The 19,082-nt window shown below is 55.7% G+C and carries 16 protein-coding genes; 5 read left to right on the top strand and 11 right to left on the bottom strand.

Annotated elements, in window-relative coordinates; genetic code table 11:
• Nucleotides 1–5 precede the first annotated feature (5 nt).
• Genes ACFFT4_RS16160 through ACFFT4_RS16150 form a run of 3 tightly spaced genes read right to left on the bottom strand, consistent with a single transcriptional unit; the run spans nucleotide 6 to nucleotide 3,182 of the window.
• On the bottom strand, nucleotides 6–878 hold the full coding sequence (locus tag ACFFT4_RS16160; RefSeq protein ID WP_378049319.1) for a carbohydrate ABC transporter permease: 873 nt from the start codon (nucleotides 876–878) through the stop codon (nucleotides 6–8).
• 26 nt (nucleotides 879–904) lie between these two features.
• Nucleotides 905–1,783 carry a carbohydrate ABC transporter permease gene (locus ACFFT4_RS16155; protein WP_378049317.1) on the bottom strand — a complete coding sequence of 293 codons (879 nt, stop codon included), beginning with the start codon at nucleotides 1,781–1,783 and terminating at the stop codon, nucleotides 905–907.
• Between the two features lie 58 nt (nucleotides 1,784–1,841).
• On the bottom strand, nucleotides 1,842–3,182 hold the full coding sequence (locus tag ACFFT4_RS16150; RefSeq protein WP_378049315.1) for an extracellular solute-binding protein: 1,341 nt from the start codon (nucleotides 3,180–3,182) through the stop codon (nucleotides 1,842–1,844).
• 188 nt (nucleotides 3,183–3,370) lie between these two features.
• On the opposite strand from ACFFT4_RS16150, the gene ACFFT4_RS16145 reads away from it, so the two are divergent.
• A complete protein-coding gene (locus ACFFT4_RS16145) occupies nucleotides 3,371–4,507 on the top strand; it encodes a GntR family transcriptional regulator (protein WP_378049313.1) in 1,137 nt (378 codons plus the stop codon).
• Between the two features lie 93 nt (nucleotides 4,508–4,600).
• Here the strand turns inward: ACFFT4_RS16145 and cls are convergent, their stop codons facing one another.
• From cls to ACFFT4_RS16120, 5 genes are all read right to left on the bottom strand, one after another.
• Nucleotides 4,601–6,049: a cardiolipin synthase gene (cls, locus tag ACFFT4_RS16140; protein ID WP_378049312.1), complete on the bottom strand. Its 1,449-nt coding sequence runs from the start codon at nucleotides 6,047–6,049 to the stop codon at nucleotides 4,601–4,603.
• Between the two features lie 337 nt (nucleotides 6,050–6,386).
• A complete protein-coding gene (locus ACFFT4_RS16135; protein WP_378049310.1) occupies nucleotides 6,387–8,057 on the bottom strand; it encodes an extracellular solute-binding protein in 1,671 nt (556 codons plus the stop codon).
• Nucleotides 8,058–8,154: 97 nt separating this feature from the next.
• A complete protein-coding gene (locus ACFFT4_RS16130) occupies nucleotides 8,155–9,042 on the bottom strand; it encodes a carbohydrate ABC transporter permease (RefSeq protein WP_378049481.1) in 888 nt (295 codons plus the stop codon).
• A gap of 37 nt (nucleotides 9,043–9,079) precedes the next feature.
• Nucleotides 9,080–10,000, bottom strand: a complete 921-nt coding sequence (locus ACFFT4_RS16125) for an ABC transporter permease (RefSeq protein ID WP_378049309.1) — start codon at nucleotides 9,998–10,000, stop codon at nucleotides 9,080–9,082.
• A gap of 93 nt (nucleotides 10,001–10,093) precedes the next feature.
• Nucleotides 10,094–11,485 carry a sulfatase family protein gene (locus ACFFT4_RS16120; protein WP_378049307.1) on the bottom strand — a complete coding sequence of 464 codons (1,392 nt, stop codon included), beginning with the start codon at nucleotides 11,483–11,485 and terminating at the stop codon, nucleotides 10,094–10,096.
• A gap of 102 nt (nucleotides 11,486–11,587) precedes the next feature.
• Here ACFFT4_RS16120 and ACFFT4_RS16115 point away from each other — a divergent pair, with 102 nt between their 5' ends.
• On the top strand, nucleotides 11,588–12,463 hold the full coding sequence (locus tag ACFFT4_RS16115; RefSeq protein ID WP_378049305.1) for an AraC family transcriptional regulator: 876 nt from the start codon (nucleotides 11,588–11,590) through the stop codon (nucleotides 12,461–12,463).
• A 108-nt stretch (nucleotides 12,464–12,571) separates the two neighbouring features.
• Here ACFFT4_RS16115 and ACFFT4_RS16110 read toward each other — a convergent pair whose 3' ends face one another.
• Entirely contained in the window at nucleotides 12,572–14,194 is a 1,623-nt protein-coding gene (locus tag ACFFT4_RS16110) for an MDR family MFS transporter (protein ID WP_378049303.1), read from the bottom strand.
• Between the two features lie 48 nt (nucleotides 14,195–14,242).
• A complete protein-coding gene (locus ACFFT4_RS16105) occupies nucleotides 14,243–14,674 on the bottom strand; it encodes a MarR family winged helix-turn-helix transcriptional regulator (RefSeq protein WP_378049301.1) in 432 nt (143 codons plus the stop codon).
• A gap of 161 nt (nucleotides 14,675–14,835) precedes the next feature.
• On the opposite strand from ACFFT4_RS16105, the gene ACFFT4_RS16100 reads away from it, so the two are divergent.
• The 3 genes from ACFFT4_RS16100 to ACFFT4_RS16090 all read left to right on the top strand — a co-directional run bounded on the left by ACFFT4_RS16100 (nucleotide 14,836) and on the right by ACFFT4_RS16090 (nucleotide 16,965).
• Nucleotides 14,836–15,456 (top strand): rhomboid family intramembrane serine protease, encoded by a 621-nt coding sequence (locus ACFFT4_RS16100; RefSeq protein ID WP_378049299.1) that lies wholly within the window; start codon nucleotides 14,836–14,838, stop codon nucleotides 15,454–15,456.
• A gap of 148 nt (nucleotides 15,457–15,604) precedes the next feature.
• Nucleotides 15,605–15,961, top strand: a complete 357-nt coding sequence (locus ACFFT4_RS16095; RefSeq protein ID WP_378049298.1) for a hypothetical protein — start codon at nucleotides 15,605–15,607, stop codon at nucleotides 15,959–15,961.
• Between the two features lie 263 nt (nucleotides 15,962–16,224).
• On the top strand, nucleotides 16,225–16,965 hold the full coding sequence (locus ACFFT4_RS16090; RefSeq protein WP_378049296.1) for a metal-dependent hydrolase: 741 nt from the start codon (nucleotides 16,225–16,227) through the stop codon (nucleotides 16,963–16,965).
• 281 nt (nucleotides 16,966–17,246) lie between these two features.
• Here ACFFT4_RS16090 and ACFFT4_RS16085 read toward each other — a convergent pair whose 3' ends face one another.
• The gene (locus ACFFT4_RS16085; RefSeq protein ID WP_378049294.1) at nucleotides 17,247–19,058 is read right to left on the bottom strand and encodes a heparinase II/III family protein; all 1,812 of its coding nucleotides are present in this window, start codon (nucleotides 19,056–19,058) and stop codon (nucleotides 17,247–17,249) included.
• Nucleotides 19,059–19,082 lie beyond the last annotated feature (24 nt).

Raw genomic sequence — 19,082 nt, 5'->3', positions numbered from 1 at the left:
ATCGATCAGCCTTTGACCGCGCCGGCGGTCATTCCTTTCATGACCTGCTCTTGAAAAAGAATATAAATCACGATGGTCGGAATCGCGGCTATCGTGATTGCGGCCAGCGTGAGGCCGTAACTCGTCGAAAAGCCGGACGTGAAAATATTCAAGCTCAAAGGCAGCGTCTTCAGAGAAGCTTTGCTGATAAAAACGAGAGCAAACGCATACTCGTTCCAAAATGACAGGAAGCTCAGTATTCCCGTAGTTGCAAGCGCGGGCCTGGATATGGGCAGCATGATTCTGACGAAAAATCCCCAGATCCCCGAGCCGTCGACGAATGCGGCTTCTTCCAGCTCGCGCGGCACGGTCGCCATAAAAGCGGAGATCACGAAGATGGCCACCGGCAGGGAAAAAGCCGTATAGGGCAGAATCAGCGCGGCATACGTGTTCAACAGGTGGAGCTGCTTCATGATGATGAACAGCGGCACCAGCGTGCTATGGATCGGAATGAGCATTCCGACCATAAACATGCCCACGATCGCCGGCTTCAGCTTAAACCGAAATCTCGACAGAATATACGAGGCCAGCGACCCGACCAGCAGCGTCAGAACCAAAGAACATAAAGTAACTCCTATCGTATTCGAAAATCCGATCCCCATTTTCCCGACCGACCAGGCTTTGGAGAAATTGGAGAGCATCCATTCGGACGGCAAGCTGAACGGCTCCAGAAAAAACGCCCGGTCCGTCTTGAAGGCGCTGAACACCATCCATACGAGCGGATAAACCGTCACTATCGCATATAGGGCAAGAATCGTTCCGATAGATAGGGATAACCCTCTTCGGCCGATCGCGCCGGAGCCGCCGATGGAAAGATTGCCGGTACGCAAAGCTGTCATTGCATCGTTTCCTCCCTGCTGTCCGATCAAGAAACGGAATTGTCCCTTCTCATGATCAATTGACTGACGACGATAATCGTAAAGCTGATCAGAATCATGACCGTCGATACGGCGCTTCCGTACCCGTAGCGATAGATGCTGAACGTATTATTGTACATATAGGTCGCCAGCACTTCCGTAGCGTGCGCCGGGCCTCCGCCGGTCATAATGAAGATCATGTCGAACACCTTCAGGCTGCCCGCTATGCAGAGGACGACCGCCGTCTGCACCGTGCCCCAAATCATAGGCAGCGTCACCTTGCCCAATTTGACCCAACCGGCCGCCCCGTCGATTTTGGCGGCGTCGTTCACCTCCGACGGAATGTTGGACAACGCCGCCATAAACAGCAGCAAATACAGACCGACGTAATTCCAGATCAGAGGGGGGATCAAGGAATAGATGGCGATGGCGGGATCTCCCAGCCACTGCGCCTTTAAGGAATCCAATCCCAGCTTCTCCAAGGCAAAGTTCAAGATCCCGATTTGCGGGTGGTAGATGTACTGCCAGATCATCCCGATGACGACGGAGGAAAGAACCATCGGCAGGAAAACCGCCGCCCTGACGAATCGGTGAAAAAAAGAGCTTCTGGTCAGGAGCAGGGCGATAAGAAGCGCCAACGGCACCTGCCCGAGCACCGACGCCGCCACGACAATAAGGTTGTTCTTCAGCGCCTTCCAGAAAATCGGGCTTTGCCCGATTTCGATATAATTATCGAAGCCGATAAATTTAGCGGAGCCGATTCCCGACCAATTAAAAAAACCGTAGTACATCGACCAGAAAATCGGCGTAATCACAAACAACAGAAATAGCGCGGTTGCCGGCAGCAATCCGATAAAGATGAACCAGCTCTTATGCTTGGCTGTCATTCCGCTCTCCCCTCAAGGAGGAAGCCCCCCGCGACAGGAGGACTTCCGTCATTCCCTCTTATTTGCCCAACGCTTGCTCGACCGCTTTCTGGATTCTGTTCGCCACATCCTCCGGCTTCGCTCCCAGTAGCACTTCCATCAAGCCGTTATTAACGGCATCCGTTCCCGCCGCCGGAAGGACGGCGTCATAGACCGGCGTCAGCTCCAGCGTGCCGACCAGGCGATTGGCTTCGGCGAAGAGCGGCGAAACCTTGTCGGGTGACGCTTCGACCTTGTAGCTGACGAGCTTGTTGTTGTCCACGCTCATTTTTTGCGCTTCCGGTCCGGCCAAGGCATAGATCAATTCGAAGGCGGCCGCTTTTTTGTCTCCGGAAACCTTGGAGCTCATGGCCGGTCCGAGACCCGCTACGCCGGAAGTCGCTTGCGGATTGCCCTTGCCTCCCGGAATGGAAGGCAGAACCGTCAGATGCGTCGCTTCCAGAATGTCCGGCGGCGATTGGGAGACCAGGTTCGTAATCGCCCAGGCCCCTTCGATGAACATGGCCGCTTTGCCTTGATTGTACAGCTGCTCCTGTCCTACGTTGTCAATGCTGCTGAATCCCTCCTGAAACGCCCCGATGTCGGACAATTCCTTCAAATAGCCGAGCGCCTGGATAAACTCGGGATCGGTAAACTGCGCGCCGTCCAGGGCAGCCGCCTTCAAGAACCACTCCGTGCCGGTGACCCTGTCGGCGAGCGCGCTGAATATCGAGGACTGGGCAAGCCATGTCGCCTTATTTCCCAGCGCGATCGGGATAATATCGTTAGCCTTGAATGTATCGATTGCCGTTTTCAGTTCGTCCCACGTTTCGGGCACCTTGACGTTGTTTTCGTCAAACAAGGTCTTGTTGTAATAAATAAAAGAGGTCGGCGTCAATTCCATCGGAACGGAGTAAACCCGATCGCCGAATGTGAAGTCGGTGAAGGAGTTCGGCAGAAAGTTATCCCGCCACTCCGGCTTGTCCTGCAATAGCTCGTCGATCGACCCGATCGCTTGTCCGTCGACCAGCTCCTTCGTCATCGCTCCGGCCCAGGTGAGGAACACGTCGGGCATGTCGTTCGCGGCGGCGGCCGTTTTCAGAAGCGTCTTGTACGAATCGTGCGGCGTGGCCAGCATTTCCAATTCAATATTGGGATGCTCCGCCTGAAACTTCTCGATCAGCTGCAGGAACGCCTTCGTTACCTCGTCGTCGCCCGTCCACGCATGCCAGAACGTTAATTTCACAGGCTTGGCACCGGATTCGACCGCTCCGGAGCTCGGCTTCTCGCTCGCTTCCGAATTCGTTGCGCCGTTGTTTTTCCCGCATGCCGTCATCACGATCAGCAAGACCGCAATGACGACCAGCCAGCTTTTTCTCATTTTCATTCTCCCCTTCGCTATTTGTAGCCGCTTACAATAATGAATCTTACATTGCATCATTCATTTAGTCAATACATTTTATAATTCATTTGATAAGACATTATTTATAGCAATAGACAGATTCTCCTTTTCAAAGTACGATAGATCATATAGAATAAAATATATTATGACATTTGGGCGAGGAATGTATGGAGCAAAATAAAAAACCACTGCACATCCAGATCAGGGAATATATCAAAGGGCAGATCGACGAGGGCATATTGAAGGAAGGCGACCAGCTTCCGACGGAAGCGGAGCTTATGTCGCATTTCAAGGTCAGCCGCGTGACGATCACGACGGCGATCAAGCATCTGGTCAAGGAAGGGCTCGTGTACCGGATTGCCGGCAAAGGAACATTCGTCAAAGCCGCCGAAATGAACCATTATTCGGACAACCCTCGGTTAAAGGAGATTAATCCCAAGCTGATCGGCTTCGTGATGCTTCCTTTCCACGACAACTTTACGTACCGCTTGCTTTACGGCATCGAAGAGGCCTGTCGCGATGCGGGGTATACGCTCGTCGTGAAATCCGTTTTCTCCCAGGAGGAGGAACAGGCGGCCATTCGCGAGATGGCGGCCGCGGGAGCGGCGGGCTTAATCATCTGCCCGGTAGACGGGGAATCGTACAACGAGGAAATTTTGCAGCTTCGCGCCAACAGCTTCCCGTTCGTGCTGGTGGACAGGTTTCTGCCCGGGATTCAGACGAACGCCGTCTATTCCGACAATTATCAGGGCGGCGAGATGGGCGCGGAATACTTGGCCGGCTTGGGCCATCGCAAGATCGGCGTCGTATCCTCCCCCAAATCGAAGACGTCCAGCGCCGAAGAGCGTTTCCGCGGATATCTCGATTTCGCCAGCCAGGCGCTGCTGCAAGTGGAGCCGCGGCATTGGCTGACCCGAACGGACGATGAATTGCCTTATCACGACGAGATCAATTCGATGGAGCGAATCCGGGAATGGCTTGCGAAGAATACCGACGTTACGGCTGTCTTCGCCTTGAATCCGCTGGATGCCGTGTACGTCGCCAAGGTCGCGGAGTCCTTGAATATCCGGGTTCCCGAGGACCTGGCGATTCTGTCCTTCGACGATCCGGGAATTCGCGACCTGCATCACCCCTTCTTCGGTTTCATCGAGCAGAACCTGGAGGAAATCGGCGCGCAAGCCGTCAATCTGCTCGTCGAAACGATCGGCGATCCCGCTACGCTGCGCCAAATCAAAATTCCGGTCGCCTTGCGGCCGGGCCTGTCAACGGGGAACAAACCCTTTACCGCGTACGCGAAAAAATGAATGCGGGAGCCGCGTTCACAGGCTCGCAGCAAAAAAGAGAGGGCGGCGGAGCGATCGACTCCCGCTGCCCTCTCTTTCGCGTCTCGACCGGCTTCACAGTATCGGAGACAGTAGCCGGGACACCGATTCCTTGACCCGGACAAGGCGCGAGCGCCGGGCGTATTTGTCCGTCGTCAGCAGCTCGGACACCTTAATGTCCTCCCGGAACGCGTCCGCCAGCTTGCTTGAAATCTCCTTGTCGTAGAGAAACGCGTTTACCTCGAAATTCAGCTTAAAGCTTCTCACGTCCATGTTCGCCGTGCCGACCGAAGCGATCTCCTCGTCCACGACGATCGTTTTCGAGTGCATGAATCCATTGTGGTACAGATAGACGGATACGCCCGCCCGCAGCATCACGCCGATATGCGACAGCGTGGCCCAGTAAATAAACGGATGGTCCGGCTTGTCCGGAATCATGATGCTCACCTGCACGCCGGACAGGGCCGCGATGCGCAAGGCGTCCAGAAAGCCGGCGTCCGGCACGAAATAAGGCGTCTGGATCAAGATCGACCGTTTGGCGGAGGTGATCATTTTCACGTATCCGTTCTTGATGTACTCCAGCTTCGATTCCGGGCCGCTGGCCACGATCTGTACGCCCGTCTTCCCGCTCCCCGCTCCCGGCTCCGGAAATAAATTCGGACGGTAATGAATGTCTTCGCGGGAAGCTTGATTCCAATCGAGAATAAACCGCGTCTGCATCGCCTGCACCGCGCCGCCCCGAATTCTCAGATGCGTGTCCCGCCAATAGCCGAACTTCGGGTCCAATCCCAAATATTCGTCTCCGACGTTAAAGCCGCCCACGTACCCGATTTTCCCGTCGATGATGACGAGCTTGCGATGGTTTCGGTAATTGAGCCGGAAGTTGATCAGACGGAATTTGGACGGGAAGAACGCCTCGGCGATTCCGCCCGCGTCGCGAAGCTCCTGCAGGCTCCGCCTATGCAGTCCTCTCGAGCCCAGCTCGTCGTACAGCAGCCGGACGCTTACCCCGCTGCGCGCCTTCTCGGCAAGCGCCCGAATCAGCCTGGCGCCCAGCTCGTCCTTCTGGATAATGTAATATTGGATGTGGATATGGTCCTTCGCCTCGGCGATATCGCGGAACAAACGGTCGAACTTCCGCTTGCCGTCGAGCAGCAGCTCCACCTCGTTGTCCTCGGAATACAGAGCCAGCTTCGCCTTCAGATGCATCACGATCAGATCGTGGTAATCGTTGGCCGCGGGATTGCGCATCGCATGTCCCGCTTCGCTGACGCGGACGAGCTGCTCCCTCGCCGCCTCTTCCGTTCCGGTCCTGTCGATCTCTTTCCACTCGAACAGCCGGGTTCTCTTGAAATTTTGCGCGAAAAACAAATACAGCACAAATCCGAGCAGCGGGATAAAATACAGCACAAGCAGCCATGCCCAGGTCGAGCCGATATCCCTTCGTTCCCGAAAAATGATTACGGTAGCCAGCATCATATTCAGAACAAGCACTGCGCCCAACAGCCAAGAAAGCACATTCATGTGGATAACCTCCGATGTCCGCTCCTGCCGCAAATGCGGCCTGTATCGATATTAACAGGGAGTGGGGAGGGATTTCTAGATTTTTCGGATATTCATAGGGTTATCAACAGTTTCATTCACATATCCACAGGCTTTTCCACAGTTTACACACAGTTTACGCCCGGTTTACGCACATAACAATTAGATTTCCTGGCCTAAAAACGTCCCCTTCAAAAGCGCAAAAGCGAGAGCTCCTCGCGGATCGGGATAATCCCGACGTCAAGGTCTCTCGCCAGCTTGTCCGTATGCTATTTTGCGCGCAAGACGAGCCTCGCCTTGCTCTTCGATGTCTCGGCGGTTATTCCGCGTATTCGGATGTGTTGTAGGCCTTCTGCATAATCTCGAGGTAGGCCGCCAGCCCAAGCCCGTCAAAGCCTTTGACGTACGAATCCCAATCCTTGTCCAGGCTCTTATGGCCCGTGACGAACTGCAGCGCGCTTTGGTCGATATAGTTGTTCAGATTCGTCTGGTACATGCCGATCTGATCGGCCGATTCCGAATCGTTCCAGATGGCCCAATAGGGAAACACTTCTTCCGGCCTCTTGCCATCGTAATTGTTCTTGGTCGCTTCGAACAATCTCCGTTCGTAACCGCTGTTGCTGTAAATATCGGTCGATTGCACCTGCGATCCGCTGATCTCGGCGCTCAGGTTGTAGCCGATTCCCCAAGCCTTGTTGCCGGACGACCCGCCGGCAGGCTGCTGAATAATCGCCCATTTCGGCTGCATTTGATCGTTAAGCGCCTCTTCTCCGGCTTCGGGGTCGCGCCAACTGACTCCCTTCACCCCGATTTTGGCTCCCATCTGACCTTCGAACGTGTACAGGTATTCGAGCATCTTGATCGCCGCGATTCGCTGCTCTTCGCTTGCTTTATTGGTAATGACGAAGGTCGCGCCGGTATTGCCGGTATATGCGTAAGAAGCGTACGAAGTGCCGTCCGGCCCCGTCAGCGGCGGAATCGAATTGTAGTCTTTCGAGTAGCGGTTGTTCTCGCCGATGTCCAGGAAGATAGCGGGATGCATAGCCGCGCCCGCACCGAGAATTTGCGGAGAGCTTTCGCCGATTTTTTTGAACGTTTCCGCGTTCTGCGTGAAGGCGCCCGAATCGATCAGCCCTTCGTCGTACAGCGACTTGATGTACGCAAGGCCTTCCTTCCATTTCGGTTGAATGGCGGCCATCTCGACTTTGCCGCCGTTTAACGTCAAGTATGTCCGGTCGTCATTATAGATGAAGGCGTTCATCAGATACGGGATGACGTGTACGCCGTACGTCTCCGTCGAACCGCTCAACGGAACCTCGTCCGCTTTGCCGTTGCCGTTCGGGTCCATCGTTTTGAACGCCTCCAGCATTTTCTTGAACTCGTCGGTCGTCTTCGGCGTCTCGATTCCCAGCTGTTCCATCCATGAGGTGTTGACCCACATTTTGTTCGGATAGGAGCAGTGGTAACAGGCGCTCAAGCCATTCAGGCCGTATATGTTCCCATCCGGCGCGACATTCATCGCTTTGTAGTCCGGATTGTCGTCAAGCGTCCGCTTCAAATTCGGCGCATATTGGTCAATCAGCTCGTTCAGCGGAACCAGCACGCCTTGCTGACCGTAGCGCAGCAAGTCGTTCTGCGTGAAATGATCGACATAGGGAACGAGCAGGAATACATCCGGGTAATCGCCGCTTGCCAGCGATATTTGTCTCTTTTCCGGGGCCCCGTCGAAGGGGACGGTCGTCCAGTCAATTTTCAGGTTGAACTTTTCCTCGATCAGCTTCGTGAACGCATTGGTTTGCAGGTTCTGATTGTTGGTCGTATCTTCATTGGCGAAGATGGACAGCGTAATCGGCTTCGCGTTAGGGGAAGCCTCGCCGGTCGCCCCGCCGCCGTTGCCGGAATCCGCCTGATTGCCGCTATTCGAGCAGCCGGACAGCACGAGGAGCGCGGCAAGCAAACCAAGCATAACTGTCGTTCCTGTCTTTCTCACGTTTAACCCTCTCCCTGTTCATTATTGGCGATCTGGTCTGGCAAACCTCGCATGCCGAGCGCGTCACATAGGCATCCCCCCTTTCCGAACAACGCGATTATCCTTTGACGGAACCGATCAGCATCCCCTGAACGAAATACCGCTGCACGAACGGATAGATCATCAGCACCGGCAGGCTGGATACGACAATAAGCGAATACTTCATCAGGCTGGCCAATTGCTGCTGCTCGGCAATCTGCCCCGTGTCCATCGTTCCGGCATTGGCGTTCAAGATCAGAATCGACCGAAGAAACAATTGGAGCGGAAACAGGTCGTTCGACTTCAAATAAATCAAAGCGTCGAAGTAAGCGTTCCACTGTCCGACGGCGTACATGAGCGCCAATACGGCAACGATCGGCTTGGACAACGGCAGCACCACGCTGCGGATAAATCGGAAATCGCTGCAGCCGTCCATCTCGCTCGCTTCCGCCAATTCTTCGGGAATCGAGGACTGGAAGTAGGTGCGAGCAATAATGACCTGCCAGACCCATACGGCGTTCGGAAGCAGCAGCGCCCAGCGGGTATCGATCAGACCAAGCGTTTTAACAACCATATAGGTCGGAATCAATCCGCCGCTGAACAGCATCGTGAATACGGTGAACATCATGAGTCCCTTTCGCCCGGCGAACGTTCGCCTCGCGAGCGGATACGCAAGCATAATCGTCAGCGTCACGCTGATCGCCGTACCGCTGATCATATAAAACAGCGAGTTGGCATAGCCGGTTACAATCTGGCCGTTCTGAAAAGCCGCCTTGTAGCCCAGCAGCGTCGGCTCTATTGGCCAAAGCCATACGCGCCCTCCGGATACGGCAGACGGGCTGCTGAAGGAAGAGCTGACAATGAACACGAGGGGATACAAAGCGACGACCAGCACGATGCTTAATACGAGGTACACAACGAACAAAAAAAGGCGATCTCCATACGACTCGCGTATGGCCCGATTCATTCCGGTCATGGCAGTTTCCCCTTTCTGGCATTTCCCGTCACCAAAGGCTGTTATTGGTTAGCCGCTTGGCGATCAGGTTAACCAGAACCAGCAAAATCATATTGACGACGGAGTTAAACAGTCCGACAGCGGTAGCGAAGCTGTAATTTGCGTTCAATAGTCCGATCTTGTACACATAGGTGGAAATGATTTCGGAGCTGGAGAGGTTCAGCGGGTTTTGCAGCAAGTACACCTTCTCAAACCCGATGGCCATCAAGCTGCCGACGTTCAGGATCAGGATCACGACGATCGTCGGCAGAATCCCCGGCAGATCCACATGGCGAATTTTCTGAAGCCGGGGCGCCCCGTCCACCTTCGCGGCTTCGTAGAGCGAAGGATCGACTCCGGAGATCGCCGCCAAATAAATGACGGCGGAATAGCCGGCGGTCTGCCAAACCTCCGACCAGGCATAGATGGAACGGAACAGGTCGGGACGTCCCAGGAAATTGATCGAATCGATGCCAAGCGCGCCAAGAAGCATATTCGCCAGCCCCAGGTTGGGCGCCAGAAACAGCATAATAATTGAGACCATTACGACGGTCGAGATAAAATAAGGGGCGTAAGTCACCAGCTGTACAAACCGCTTGAACCGCCGATGCCTCACTTCGTTCAGCGCAAGCGCCAGCAAGATCGGAATCGGAAAAGTCAGAGCCAGCTGGCTCAGCGAAAGGAACAGCGTATTTTTCAGCAAAGTCGCAAATACCGGGTTATGAAAAAACAAATCGAAATACTTCATGCCGGCCCAGGGGCTGCCCCAGATGCCTTTGATGACGTTATAGTCCTTAAACGCCAATACGATATTGAACATGGGAACGTACTTGAAAATGACGAAATACAGCACGGGCGGAACAATGAACAGGTACAGCTGCCAATGCTTCTTGAGCGGTCTGCCGATGCCCGCTTCCAAATACCCCCGCATCCTTTGCCCTCCTTTTACGTTAACGCTTTCAATTCCGGCGTTCGAACCGCCGCCGATGCCGGCGGGGCCCGTCTGCCCTTCTCGTTCGAATGTCTAATAGCGCCCCCAGAAGCGGATACCGGTCGGATGCGCGAGATCGTCCCCTTCGTCGCGAATCGCATGGAGCCGCTCCCTCAGTTCGTCTGCAACGTCCTCGTATTCAGGCAGACCGAACAAATTGAAGCGCTCGTCGGGATCGGTCTCCAGATCGAACAGCTGCGTCTCCTTCACCGTCTCCGTCCGATACTCGAGCAGCTTGTACCGCCGATTTTTGATCCCTCTGATCGCATCCTCGTAAGCCAATCCCAAATACTCGCGATGCTGCAGGCCGGGATCGAGAAGCGCGGGCACCAGGCTCTGCCCCTCCACGGATTCCGGAACCCCGATTCCCAGCAGCTCGCATAACGTCGGATACAGATCGTACAGGTACAAATACGTCGAACGGATCTGATTGCTTGGAATTCCCGGACCGGCCAGCAGCAGCGGCACACGAATAGAATGCTCATAATTGCTCTGCTTACCCATCAGCCCGTGCCGGCCCAGCGCCAACCCATGATCCGCCGTAAATACGATGATGGTATTCTCGTACTTGCCGGCCTTCTTCAAGGCGGCAATGACCCGCCCCACCTCGTAATCGAGATGCGAGATCATCCCGTAGTATTCGGCGATATGATGGCGAATCGCTTCCCGCGTGCGCGGATAGGCTTCCAGCACTTCGTCGCGCATATCGCGTATGCCGTAATCGAACGGATGCTCTTCCCGGTAATTGTCCGGCACCGGGATATCCTCCGGCTTGTACAGATTTCGGTAGTCGTCGGGCATGCTTCGCGGGTCGTGGGGAGCCATGAACGCCACGTACATCATAAACGGCCGCTCATCCGCTTCCTCTTCCAGCCAGCGTACGGCGCAATCGCCGAACAGCTCGGTCGAATGCTTGCCCGGAGTCAGATGATCGCAGTGAACCTCCTTCGCCTTGTTCTGGTAGAAGGGATTGTCTATCTTCCTGGCGGTTTCCGCATAAACGCCGCTCGGATCGTAACGGCATACCGGCACGTTCCAATGATCGGCCATTCCCCCGAAAAAGATTTCCCCGCCTTCGGAGAAGCTCCGGGCGTGCGAAGCGGTTCCGTTATGCCACTTTCCGGTGGCAAAGGTGCGATAGCCTGCGCTCCGCAGCGTCTCGCCCAGCATCACGTGGTCATCGGGGATTTCCCATCCGTGATTGGCCAAGTGAAACAAGGATTTCCCCGTATGCAGCATTGCCCGGCTGGGCATGCAAATCGCGCCGAACGTCCCTCCGGGAATGTGTGCCTGCGTGAAAGCGACGCCGCTGCGCGCCAGTTCATCCAAATTCGGCGTAGAGATCAAGTCGTTCCCCAAAGCCGCGATCGTATCGAAACGCTGATCGTCCGTCACAAACAAAACAAGATTGGGCCGATTTGTCAAAACAGTCATTCCTCCAAAGCTTTTCTGGCTTTTTTCATCGAACTATGTTTTATATGGTATAAGAGCCCGCGAGAAAATAAAATGTCAAAAGAGGGATCGAAGATGTCAAAAACGGACATGGAAGATGGGGATATTTCATTGCAGTTGAGGAAGATTATAGATTCCGTTCCCTATCGCTGCCACTTCAGAATCCATCATTTTCACGACGTGACCGTCCCTCCTTCCTGGCACATCGAAGAAAACCGAAGAAACCAGGACCTGCACCTGTTGTTCGTTAAGGGAGGCCATGGCTATTATTGGCTGGAAGGCGAAGAGGAGCCGCTGCACAGCGGCAAGATCATTTTCGTCAGTCATGCGTTCGGGCACAGCGCCAGACCGGTTCTCTCCGACCTTCCGTCCATCATGCCGATGCGTTTTGGCATATACGACAACGAGTCGAATCGGATGGTGAACCTGTTCGATCATCCGTTCTGCATGGTCTATTCGCCGGAGCCGGCTTTAAATTACACGGAGAAATTCGATCGGCTTTTCCGCTATTTCATGGCGTCGGACATGGCAGGACGGGAGCAGCTGTGCTCAGCCGTCCTGTACGAGATTTTCGCCAACTTGACGAATGACCGCCTGAATCGCCGGAGCGCCTTCCACGACGAACGAATCGTACGGATTCGCCAACAAATCGACGAGTCTCCGAATCACCGGATGACCGTCCACGAATGGGCGGAACAAGCCGGCCTGTCCGTCAAGCAATGCACGCGTTTGTTCCATCAATACTACGGCGCCACGCTAAAGCAATATCATATTCGCGCCCTTGCCCGTCAAGCCCGCTTTTTGCTGAACGAGACGCGAATGAGCATTAGCGACGTCGCCGAACAGTTGGGCTTCCCCGACGTGTACTCCTTCTCCAAGCAGTACAAGAAGGTTACCGGCCATCCGCCCCTGGTCGACAAGCGGTCCCGGCATAACGGGCAAGACCGCTGAATCGGCGGCGCCTCCTGAATTTTTTTGCATCCGGACCTGGGGATGGACTCGTTTTAAAATAAGAAAACCGCCAGGAAGCTGTCCCTGACGGTTGGAGATCGTTGGAGGTTAGTGTGCATTCTCTACTTTGGCCAGATTCACGCTGCCGCTTGCCGCTTCCTCCTCCGGCATCTTGTTGGACGTCCGGAGCGGAATTTCGCGCAGAAAGAGGACAAGAACAAGCGCGACGACGACAAGAGCCATACCCGACAGGAAGACGGTCGTCAAGGAGCTGCTCAGCGCGTCGCGCAGCATATCGATCATTTGCGTAATCAACGGCTGCACGTCTTCCGGCAGCGTCTGCCGCAGCTGCTCCAGCTTCGGCTGATCCAGCAGCATCTCCGGATTCTGGAACGCGGCGACCTGCTTCGCCGTTTCGGGGTCCAGATCGGCGAAGTGGAAGGCGTCGCCCGATGCGGCGGCCTTCTTCATGTTGCCCGTCAGGCTGGATTGCATGATGGTGCCCATCACCGCGATCCCGATCGTGCCCCCGAGATTCCGGAACAGCTGGGACGATGCGGTCGCGACGCCGAGCTGAGCGGGACTGACCGCGTTCTGAACGGTGAGCGAGAACACCGGCATTCCTACGCCGAGGCCGATTCCGAACACGATCATCGCGACGACGGCCATCCAGACGCTGTTCATATACGCCATAATCAGCATTCCCGCTATCATGATCGGAAAACCCATCACCGCGTATTTCTTGTATTTTCCCGTCTTCGTAATCCATTTGCCAACCAATGCGCTTAGAATGACCATCGAGATCGACATCGGCATCGTCACGTACCCGGAATAAGTAGGCGAGATGCCTTCCACGCCCTGCACGAAAAACGGCAAGTAGATCAAGGCTCCCATCATGCCGGCGTTCATAATAAAGCCGATTACGTTGGACAAGGTGACGATGTCATTGCGGAACAGGCTCAGCGGAAGCACCGGGCTTGCCGCCTTCGTCTGCGAGTAAATAAAGATCAGCACGAATACGATCGCCCCTCCGAACAAACCGAGAATTTCCGGGGAGCCCCATTCGTATTTCGTCCCTGCCCAAGAGAAGCCGAGCAGCAGCGCCGTGATGGTCAAGCTGAGGAACAAGGAACCCCAGTAGTCGATTTTCTCCGAGACCTTCCGCTCCGTCTTCGGAAACAGCGACCAAATCATGACAAAAGCGACAAGGCCAAGGGGCAGAAAAATCCAGAACAGCCACTTCCACTCCAGATTGTCGACGAGCCAGCCGCCGAGAGCCGGTCCCAGCACGCTGGAGAAGCCGAATACGGCCATCATGATTCCCGTCCACTTGCCGCGTTCCCGAGGAGCGAATAAATCCCCGACCGCGGTGAACGCCGAAGCCATAATGATGCCGGCGCCGATTCCTTGAATTCCCCGATACACGATTAGCTGATAAATATCCTGCGAGAATCCGCACAGGAACGCTCCGATGAGGAAGAACACGATCCCCGCGAGAATAAACGGCTTCCGGCCGTAAATGTCCGACAGCTTGCCGACCAGAACGGTTGCGATCGTCGAGGCCAGCATGTAGATGGTAATGACCCAGGTATAGTATTCCATGCCGCCCAGGATAGCGATAATTCGCGGCATGGCGGTGCTTACGATCGTCTGGTTGATCGCAGAGAAAAACATCGCCACGATAATGGCGAACATGATGGTCACTTTGCGTTTATGAGATAAATCTTCCACGTTCTCTTCTCCCCTATGCCTTATTCGTCTTGCGCCCCGCGACAGTCGTCAGGATGGATCGGGCGAACTCGTTTGTACCATTTTCTCCAACAATTCGGTCAACAGCCGGGCTTCATCCGCTTCGAGCCTGGATAGGTAATGCTCGAGAATTTCGTTCCGTTCGCGAGTCGCCTGCTCCAGAACTTCCTTCCCCTGTGCTGTCCCCTCCACCAGAATCGCTCTTCGGTCCGCCTTGTCCTGAACTCTGTTCACGTAGCCGGACTTCTCCAGACGGTCGATCATAACGGTAACGGCGCTCGGCTTGACTTCCATCTTCTCCGCGATCTTCGTCAGCTTGCAGGGGCCGTGCTTGATGATGAAATGAAGCATAAACATTTGCGGCCCTGTAATTTGCGCCTTCATCTTTTTCAGAATGTCAGATTGCATTTCATGCATAAACGATTGAAGGGCAAATTGAAATCTTTGCAGCTGCTGATCCATTTTCTCCCTCCTCGTTCGTATTGGTTTCACAACTTTATATTTAAACTGTTTAAATATTAAATCGTTTTAGCGTTTGTGTCAACTCCAGACTTCGAGCTTTGGCGTCTGCGCCCTCGGATGGTATAGTAGAAAGTATCATCGATAAAAGGAACGGGATGAACATGATATTCCAACGCAACGAAACGTTCGGCGGTTACTTGCGGGCTTATCCGATAACGTCCTTCATCTTGGCCGTTAATCTGATCGTGTTTCTGCTCGACCATCTGGTCCTGAATAGGGAGCTGACGTTCAGAGGCGCGTTTTACATGGAGCCGTATTTCGATCGCTACGGGCTGGAGGAGCCCTGGAGATACGTCACCTCCATCGCCCTGCACGACGGATGGGATCACTTGCTGTTCAACTGCTTCTCCCTGCTGATTTTCGCCCCGCCGCTCGAGCGGCTGCTCGGACATGTTCGCTATTTCGTCTATTATCTTCTGGCGGGCATTGCCGGCAACGCGCTAAGCGCGATCGTGCACCTCGGTTCCGAATACGTCTCTCTTGGAGCTTCCGGCGCAATCTACGGCTTGTTCGGCGCTTATCTGTTTTTGGCCGTCTTCCGTAAATTCGCTCTGGACGAAGCTACGCGGAAAACGATTTATATTACTCTCGTATTCGGATTGGTCTATTCGCTTCTCATGCCGAGAATCAATATTTGGGCCCATCTCGGCGGCGCTGTGGCGGGCTTCGCGCTGATGGGATGGTATGTCGCGAGGAAGACAAGAAGACGCGGGAACGGATGAAACGAAGTTGTGACGATTCGGTAAAAGTTCGCCAATTGACGGCCAATGCGTTTGATCGCAAGCCGGATTATGCTAAAATGTTCCTTGGTACTTTCTGGAGAGGTTAACATTCCGGACCGGATTATGACGAATTGAGAGGAATCGCATCATGAACCGTATCCAAAAAACGTTACTATTCTTCAAAGTTACGGGAGAGCTGCGCAAAGACAAATACGAATTTAAGGTCGCGCCGTGGAGACTGCTCCTGGAAACCCAACGTTACTACGAGATCAGGCCCGAGAACGGCGCGGTCAAAAGAATCTACAAAGAAAAGCTGAACACGCCGATCATCGAGACGAAACAATACGCCAACGGGATTCTGAGCTGCTCGGCCTTCTGCACGGAGGATCGCATCGAAGAGCTGCAACGGCTTATCCTCAACCAATTGCAATCGAGCGTCAAGACGTATATGGAGGATCTCAAGCTGAACCTGCTGGCACTGAGCCGCCATACGTCCAATCTCTAAGGGGCTGTCCCCTAAGCAGTAAGAGTCGCACCGAACAATTGCCGATGGATGTTCATGGGGCGTCTATCTCCTTCCGCTGCTATACGATCCTGGACCGTATGAGGCAGCCTCCGGGAGATAGATGCCCGCTTTTTTTTCGTCGATCATCTGGTACGTCTCTGCTTATGGACCGCCTCTTCGCCGGCGGACAAGCAATTTCGGCGCGAATGCGGTAAACTGAATGCAGCGGTTTCAACGAAAAAGAGAGCATTGGAGGAATAAGGATGGAAATCATTTACCATGGACATTCTTGCATCCAGATCGTCACGGAAGGCAAGTCATTGCTGTTCGATCCGTTCCTGAGAGGCAATCCTCTTGCGGTAACGAAGCCGGAGGACATCCGCGCCGACTACATCTTGCTCACCCATGCGCACACCGACCACATTCTCGACGCGGAGCCGATCGCCAAGGCGAACGATGCGACCGTCGTCGCGACCTTCGAGCTGGCGATGTACATGTCGGGCCGCAAGAAGCTGAAGACGATCGAAATGAACATCGGCGGGACGGTCGATCTGGGCTTCGCCAAAGCGAAAATGATCCAGGCGTTCCACAGCTCGGGCATCTTCCTGGAGGACGATCAAGTCATTTACGGCGGCATGCCGGCCGGCTTTATCGTGCAGGTTGAAGGCTTGACGCTGCTTCATGCCGGCGACACGGCGCTGTTCTCGGATATGAAAATGATCGGGGACCGCCATCCGATCGATATCGCCTTCCTGCCGATCGGCGACCATTACACGATGGGGCCGGACGATGCGCTGCAGGCGGCCAAATGGTTCGGCGCGAAGCTGGTCATTCCGGTGCATTACAACTCGTTCCCGGCCATCCGCCAGGATTCCGAACAGTTCGCGCGCCGCTTGGCGGAACAGGGGCAGAAGGGCCATCCCCTCGCTCCGGGAGAGAAGCTGGAGGTTACCGCTTCGTCTCTGCAGCAGCTGATCGCTCGAGACGGCAAATCCAGCGATTGAGCGAACGAGAGAGGCTGTTCCCCAAGCAGAGTTGCTTAAGATGTTCGATAGACAAAGAAGGGGGATGTACCTCCTTCCGCTGCTATACGCTCCCGAAATCTGAATGGGTAAACCCGTTAATAGGTGATTTCGGGAGCGTATTAGGCAGTCTCCAGGAGATACATCCCCCTTGCCCCTTGTTTCATCGATTATCTTTTACAGCAACTTGAATCGGGGACAGCCTCTCTGTTCCTCTTAATTTGGAGCCAATCTTAGCGAGCCGGCTTGCTCAGCCTTGAGCCTTACTCGGCCCGGTATTTCGGTTCGTTTCCATCGCCCAATTCGAAAACCAGCTCGATCCGATTCGCTGAATTCGGACGACGCAGCTTCCAATCGATCGCATACCAGGCCTGCGGCTCCCCGAAATGGTCGGAATAGACGCGCCGCTCGGCCGAAACCTCCAGCAAGGCGCCATCGTAGCGGATGAGCGCCGTCAAGCCGCCGCTCGTCAGCCGGACCGTTCCGTCCTCTGTCAGGTCGGGCGCCGCGAAGGTGACGATTCTCTCCGTAAAGCTTAGCGGCTCGCCTTCGAACGCGACCTCGTCCGTCAGCGTCAATCGGCATTCGCCCGCCTTGCGCCACCTGAGCTCGCGGACGAGCGACGCCAGCCCGGGCGCCCGGTAGGCGCGCCGCAGGTCCAGCCGCAGCGCGTCCTCGCTCTCTCCCGCCGCCGCTTCCAGGACCGTGGCCGCATGCGCCCTCCCCGCCTCTTGTCCGCGGCCGTCCACGATCGGCACGGAATGGCCCTGCGAGCCGTTGCAATCGTAGGCGTACCGGTCCGCGCCGAAATAAGCCGACGTATACTCCCCGCTGCCCAAGTCCGCCGCGAAAGCCGTCCCGTCGACCATCCACATAAACTGCCCGATATCGTTATGATTGTGCGGCTCGTCGTTATGCCCTCCCTTGGCGGCAAAGCCGAAACAGCGTCCCGCTTCCGACACGCAACGGGAAAGCAGCCACTGCGCATCGGGAAAATAACGCGAAGCCGGGCGCAAGCCTCCGGACGCCGCCGTCCGCGAATCCCGCCAGAGCCAATCGCGAAGCGCCGGCGCCCACCGATGGCAGTGGTCCTCCCCCAGTCCCGCCTCGTAACGCGCGTCCGGCGTCTCCAGCTCCGAATACATCCGCGCCAAGTAATGGGTAAGCCCCGTACGGAACGGAATCTCCCGCAGCGAATCGGAGAAGCAGGCGACGCGGTCCCCGCACAAATACGCCGCCTGCTGGAACAGCGCGATGCTTCTGACCTTCGGCTTCGCGAACAGGTCGATCCGGCCGCCCGTGCGCTTGGCGAGCAGGTCGGCGAAATAGACGTAATAGCCGAAGCCGTAATTCCAATAGCCCAGCCCTTCGGGACAAGCTCCGTCTTCTCCGAAGCCGTCCAGATAGCAGTCCAGGGCCGGCAGAACCTTGGCCAGAACGGCCTCCAGCGTCTCCGCATCCGTCGTCCGCAGCAGGGCCGCGGCGCCGACCGATCCTGCGCATACGGCCGCCCAATTATGCCTTGCTGTCTCCCAATGGTGGGGACCGTCCCGCAGCAGCGGCCCGATCAGCCGCCGCGCCACGGCGCGATCGATCCCCTCCGTCAGTTCCGGCGGCAGCCTGTCGCCCAGCAAGCACGCAATCTCGCTCAGCGCAAACCCCGTCTCCGCGGAGAACAAGTCGATCGTCTTCGCGGCATCCGTTCCCTTCACATGGGCGGGCAGACACCAGGTCCGCTCTTCGAGAATCGTCCGCAGCGTCTCCAGCAGCTTGCCGTAATACCGCTCCGCGGCCGGCTCCAGCAGACTTAGCAGCGCAAAAGCGTTCAGCCTTCGCCGCCGCTGGAAATACGCGCGCTCGAACTCGAGACGGGAGCCCGTTCGCGCGAAGATCGAGAACAGCTCCTCCGTCAGCGCGGGTACCGGCTCCTCCAGCAGCCGCACGCCTTCCGCGCGAAGCTCCGCAGCCATTCCGGAGAACTCCGGCGCCCTCGCGGCCCGCGCCCAGAAGCCGGCAGCGCTCTCTCCCGCGGAATAATAGAGCTCCTCCGCGCTCCGTCCGATTCCCTCCGTCATCGCCTTCTCCTCCCCGAACGTCGG

The sequence above is a fragment of the Cohnella cellulosilytica genome (assembly GCF_042431195.1).
Classification (GTDB): Bacteria; Bacillota; Bacilli; order Paenibacillales; family Paenibacillaceae; genus Cohnella; species Cohnella cellulosilytica.
The sequence above is the reverse complement of the archived record's forward strand: the minus strand, read 5'-3'. Positions and strand labels throughout refer to the sequence as shown.

Bases quoted from the DNA above. Each gene is read 5' to 3' on its own strand.
- ACFFT4_RS16160 (WP_378049319.1), bottom strand. From the start codon at position 878: ATGACAGCTTTGCGTACCGGCAATCTTTCCATCGGCGGCTCCGGCGCG.
- ACFFT4_RS16155 (WP_378049317.1), bottom strand. From the start codon at position 1,783: ATGACAGCCAAGCATAAGAGCTGGTTCATCTTTATCGGATTGCTGCCG.
- ACFFT4_RS16150 (WP_378049315.1), bottom strand. From the start codon at position 3,182: ATGAGAAAAAGCTGGCTGGTCGTCATTGCGGTCTTGCTGATCGTGATG.
- ACFFT4_RS16145 (WP_378049313.1), top strand. From the start codon at position 3,371: ATGGAGCAAAATAAAAAACCACTGCACATCCAGATCAGGGAATATATC.
- cls (WP_378049312.1), bottom strand. From the start codon at position 6,049: ATGAATGTGCTTTCTTGGCTGTTGGGCGCAGTGCTTGTTCTGAATATG.
- ACFFT4_RS16130 (WP_378049481.1), bottom strand. From the start codon at position 9,042: ATGAATCGGGCCATACGCGAGTCGTATGGAGATCGCCTTTTTTTGTTC.
- ACFFT4_RS16125 (WP_378049309.1), bottom strand. From the start codon at position 10,000: ATGCGGGGGTATTTGGAAGCGGGCATCGGCAGACCGCTCAAGAAGCAT.
- ACFFT4_RS16115 (WP_378049305.1), top strand. From the start codon at position 11,588: ATGTCAAAAACGGACATGGAAGATGGGGATATTTCATTGCAGTTGAGG.
- ACFFT4_RS16105 (WP_378049301.1), bottom strand. From the start codon at position 14,674: ATGGATCAGCAGCTGCAAAGATTTCAATTTGCCCTTCAATCGTTTATG.
- ACFFT4_RS16100 (WP_378049299.1), top strand. From the start codon at position 14,836: ATGATATTCCAACGCAACGAAACGTTCGGCGGTTACTTGCGGGCTTAT.
- ACFFT4_RS16095 (WP_378049298.1), top strand. From the start codon at position 15,605: ATGAACCGTATCCAAAAAACGTTACTATTCTTCAAAGTTACGGGAGAG.
- ACFFT4_RS16090 (WP_378049296.1), top strand. From the start codon at position 16,225: ATGGAAATCATTTACCATGGACATTCTTGCATCCAGATCGTCACGGAA.
- ACFFT4_RS16085 (WP_378049294.1), bottom strand. From the start codon at position 19,058: ATGACGGAGGGAATCGGACGGAGCGCGGAGGAGCTCTATTATTCCGCG.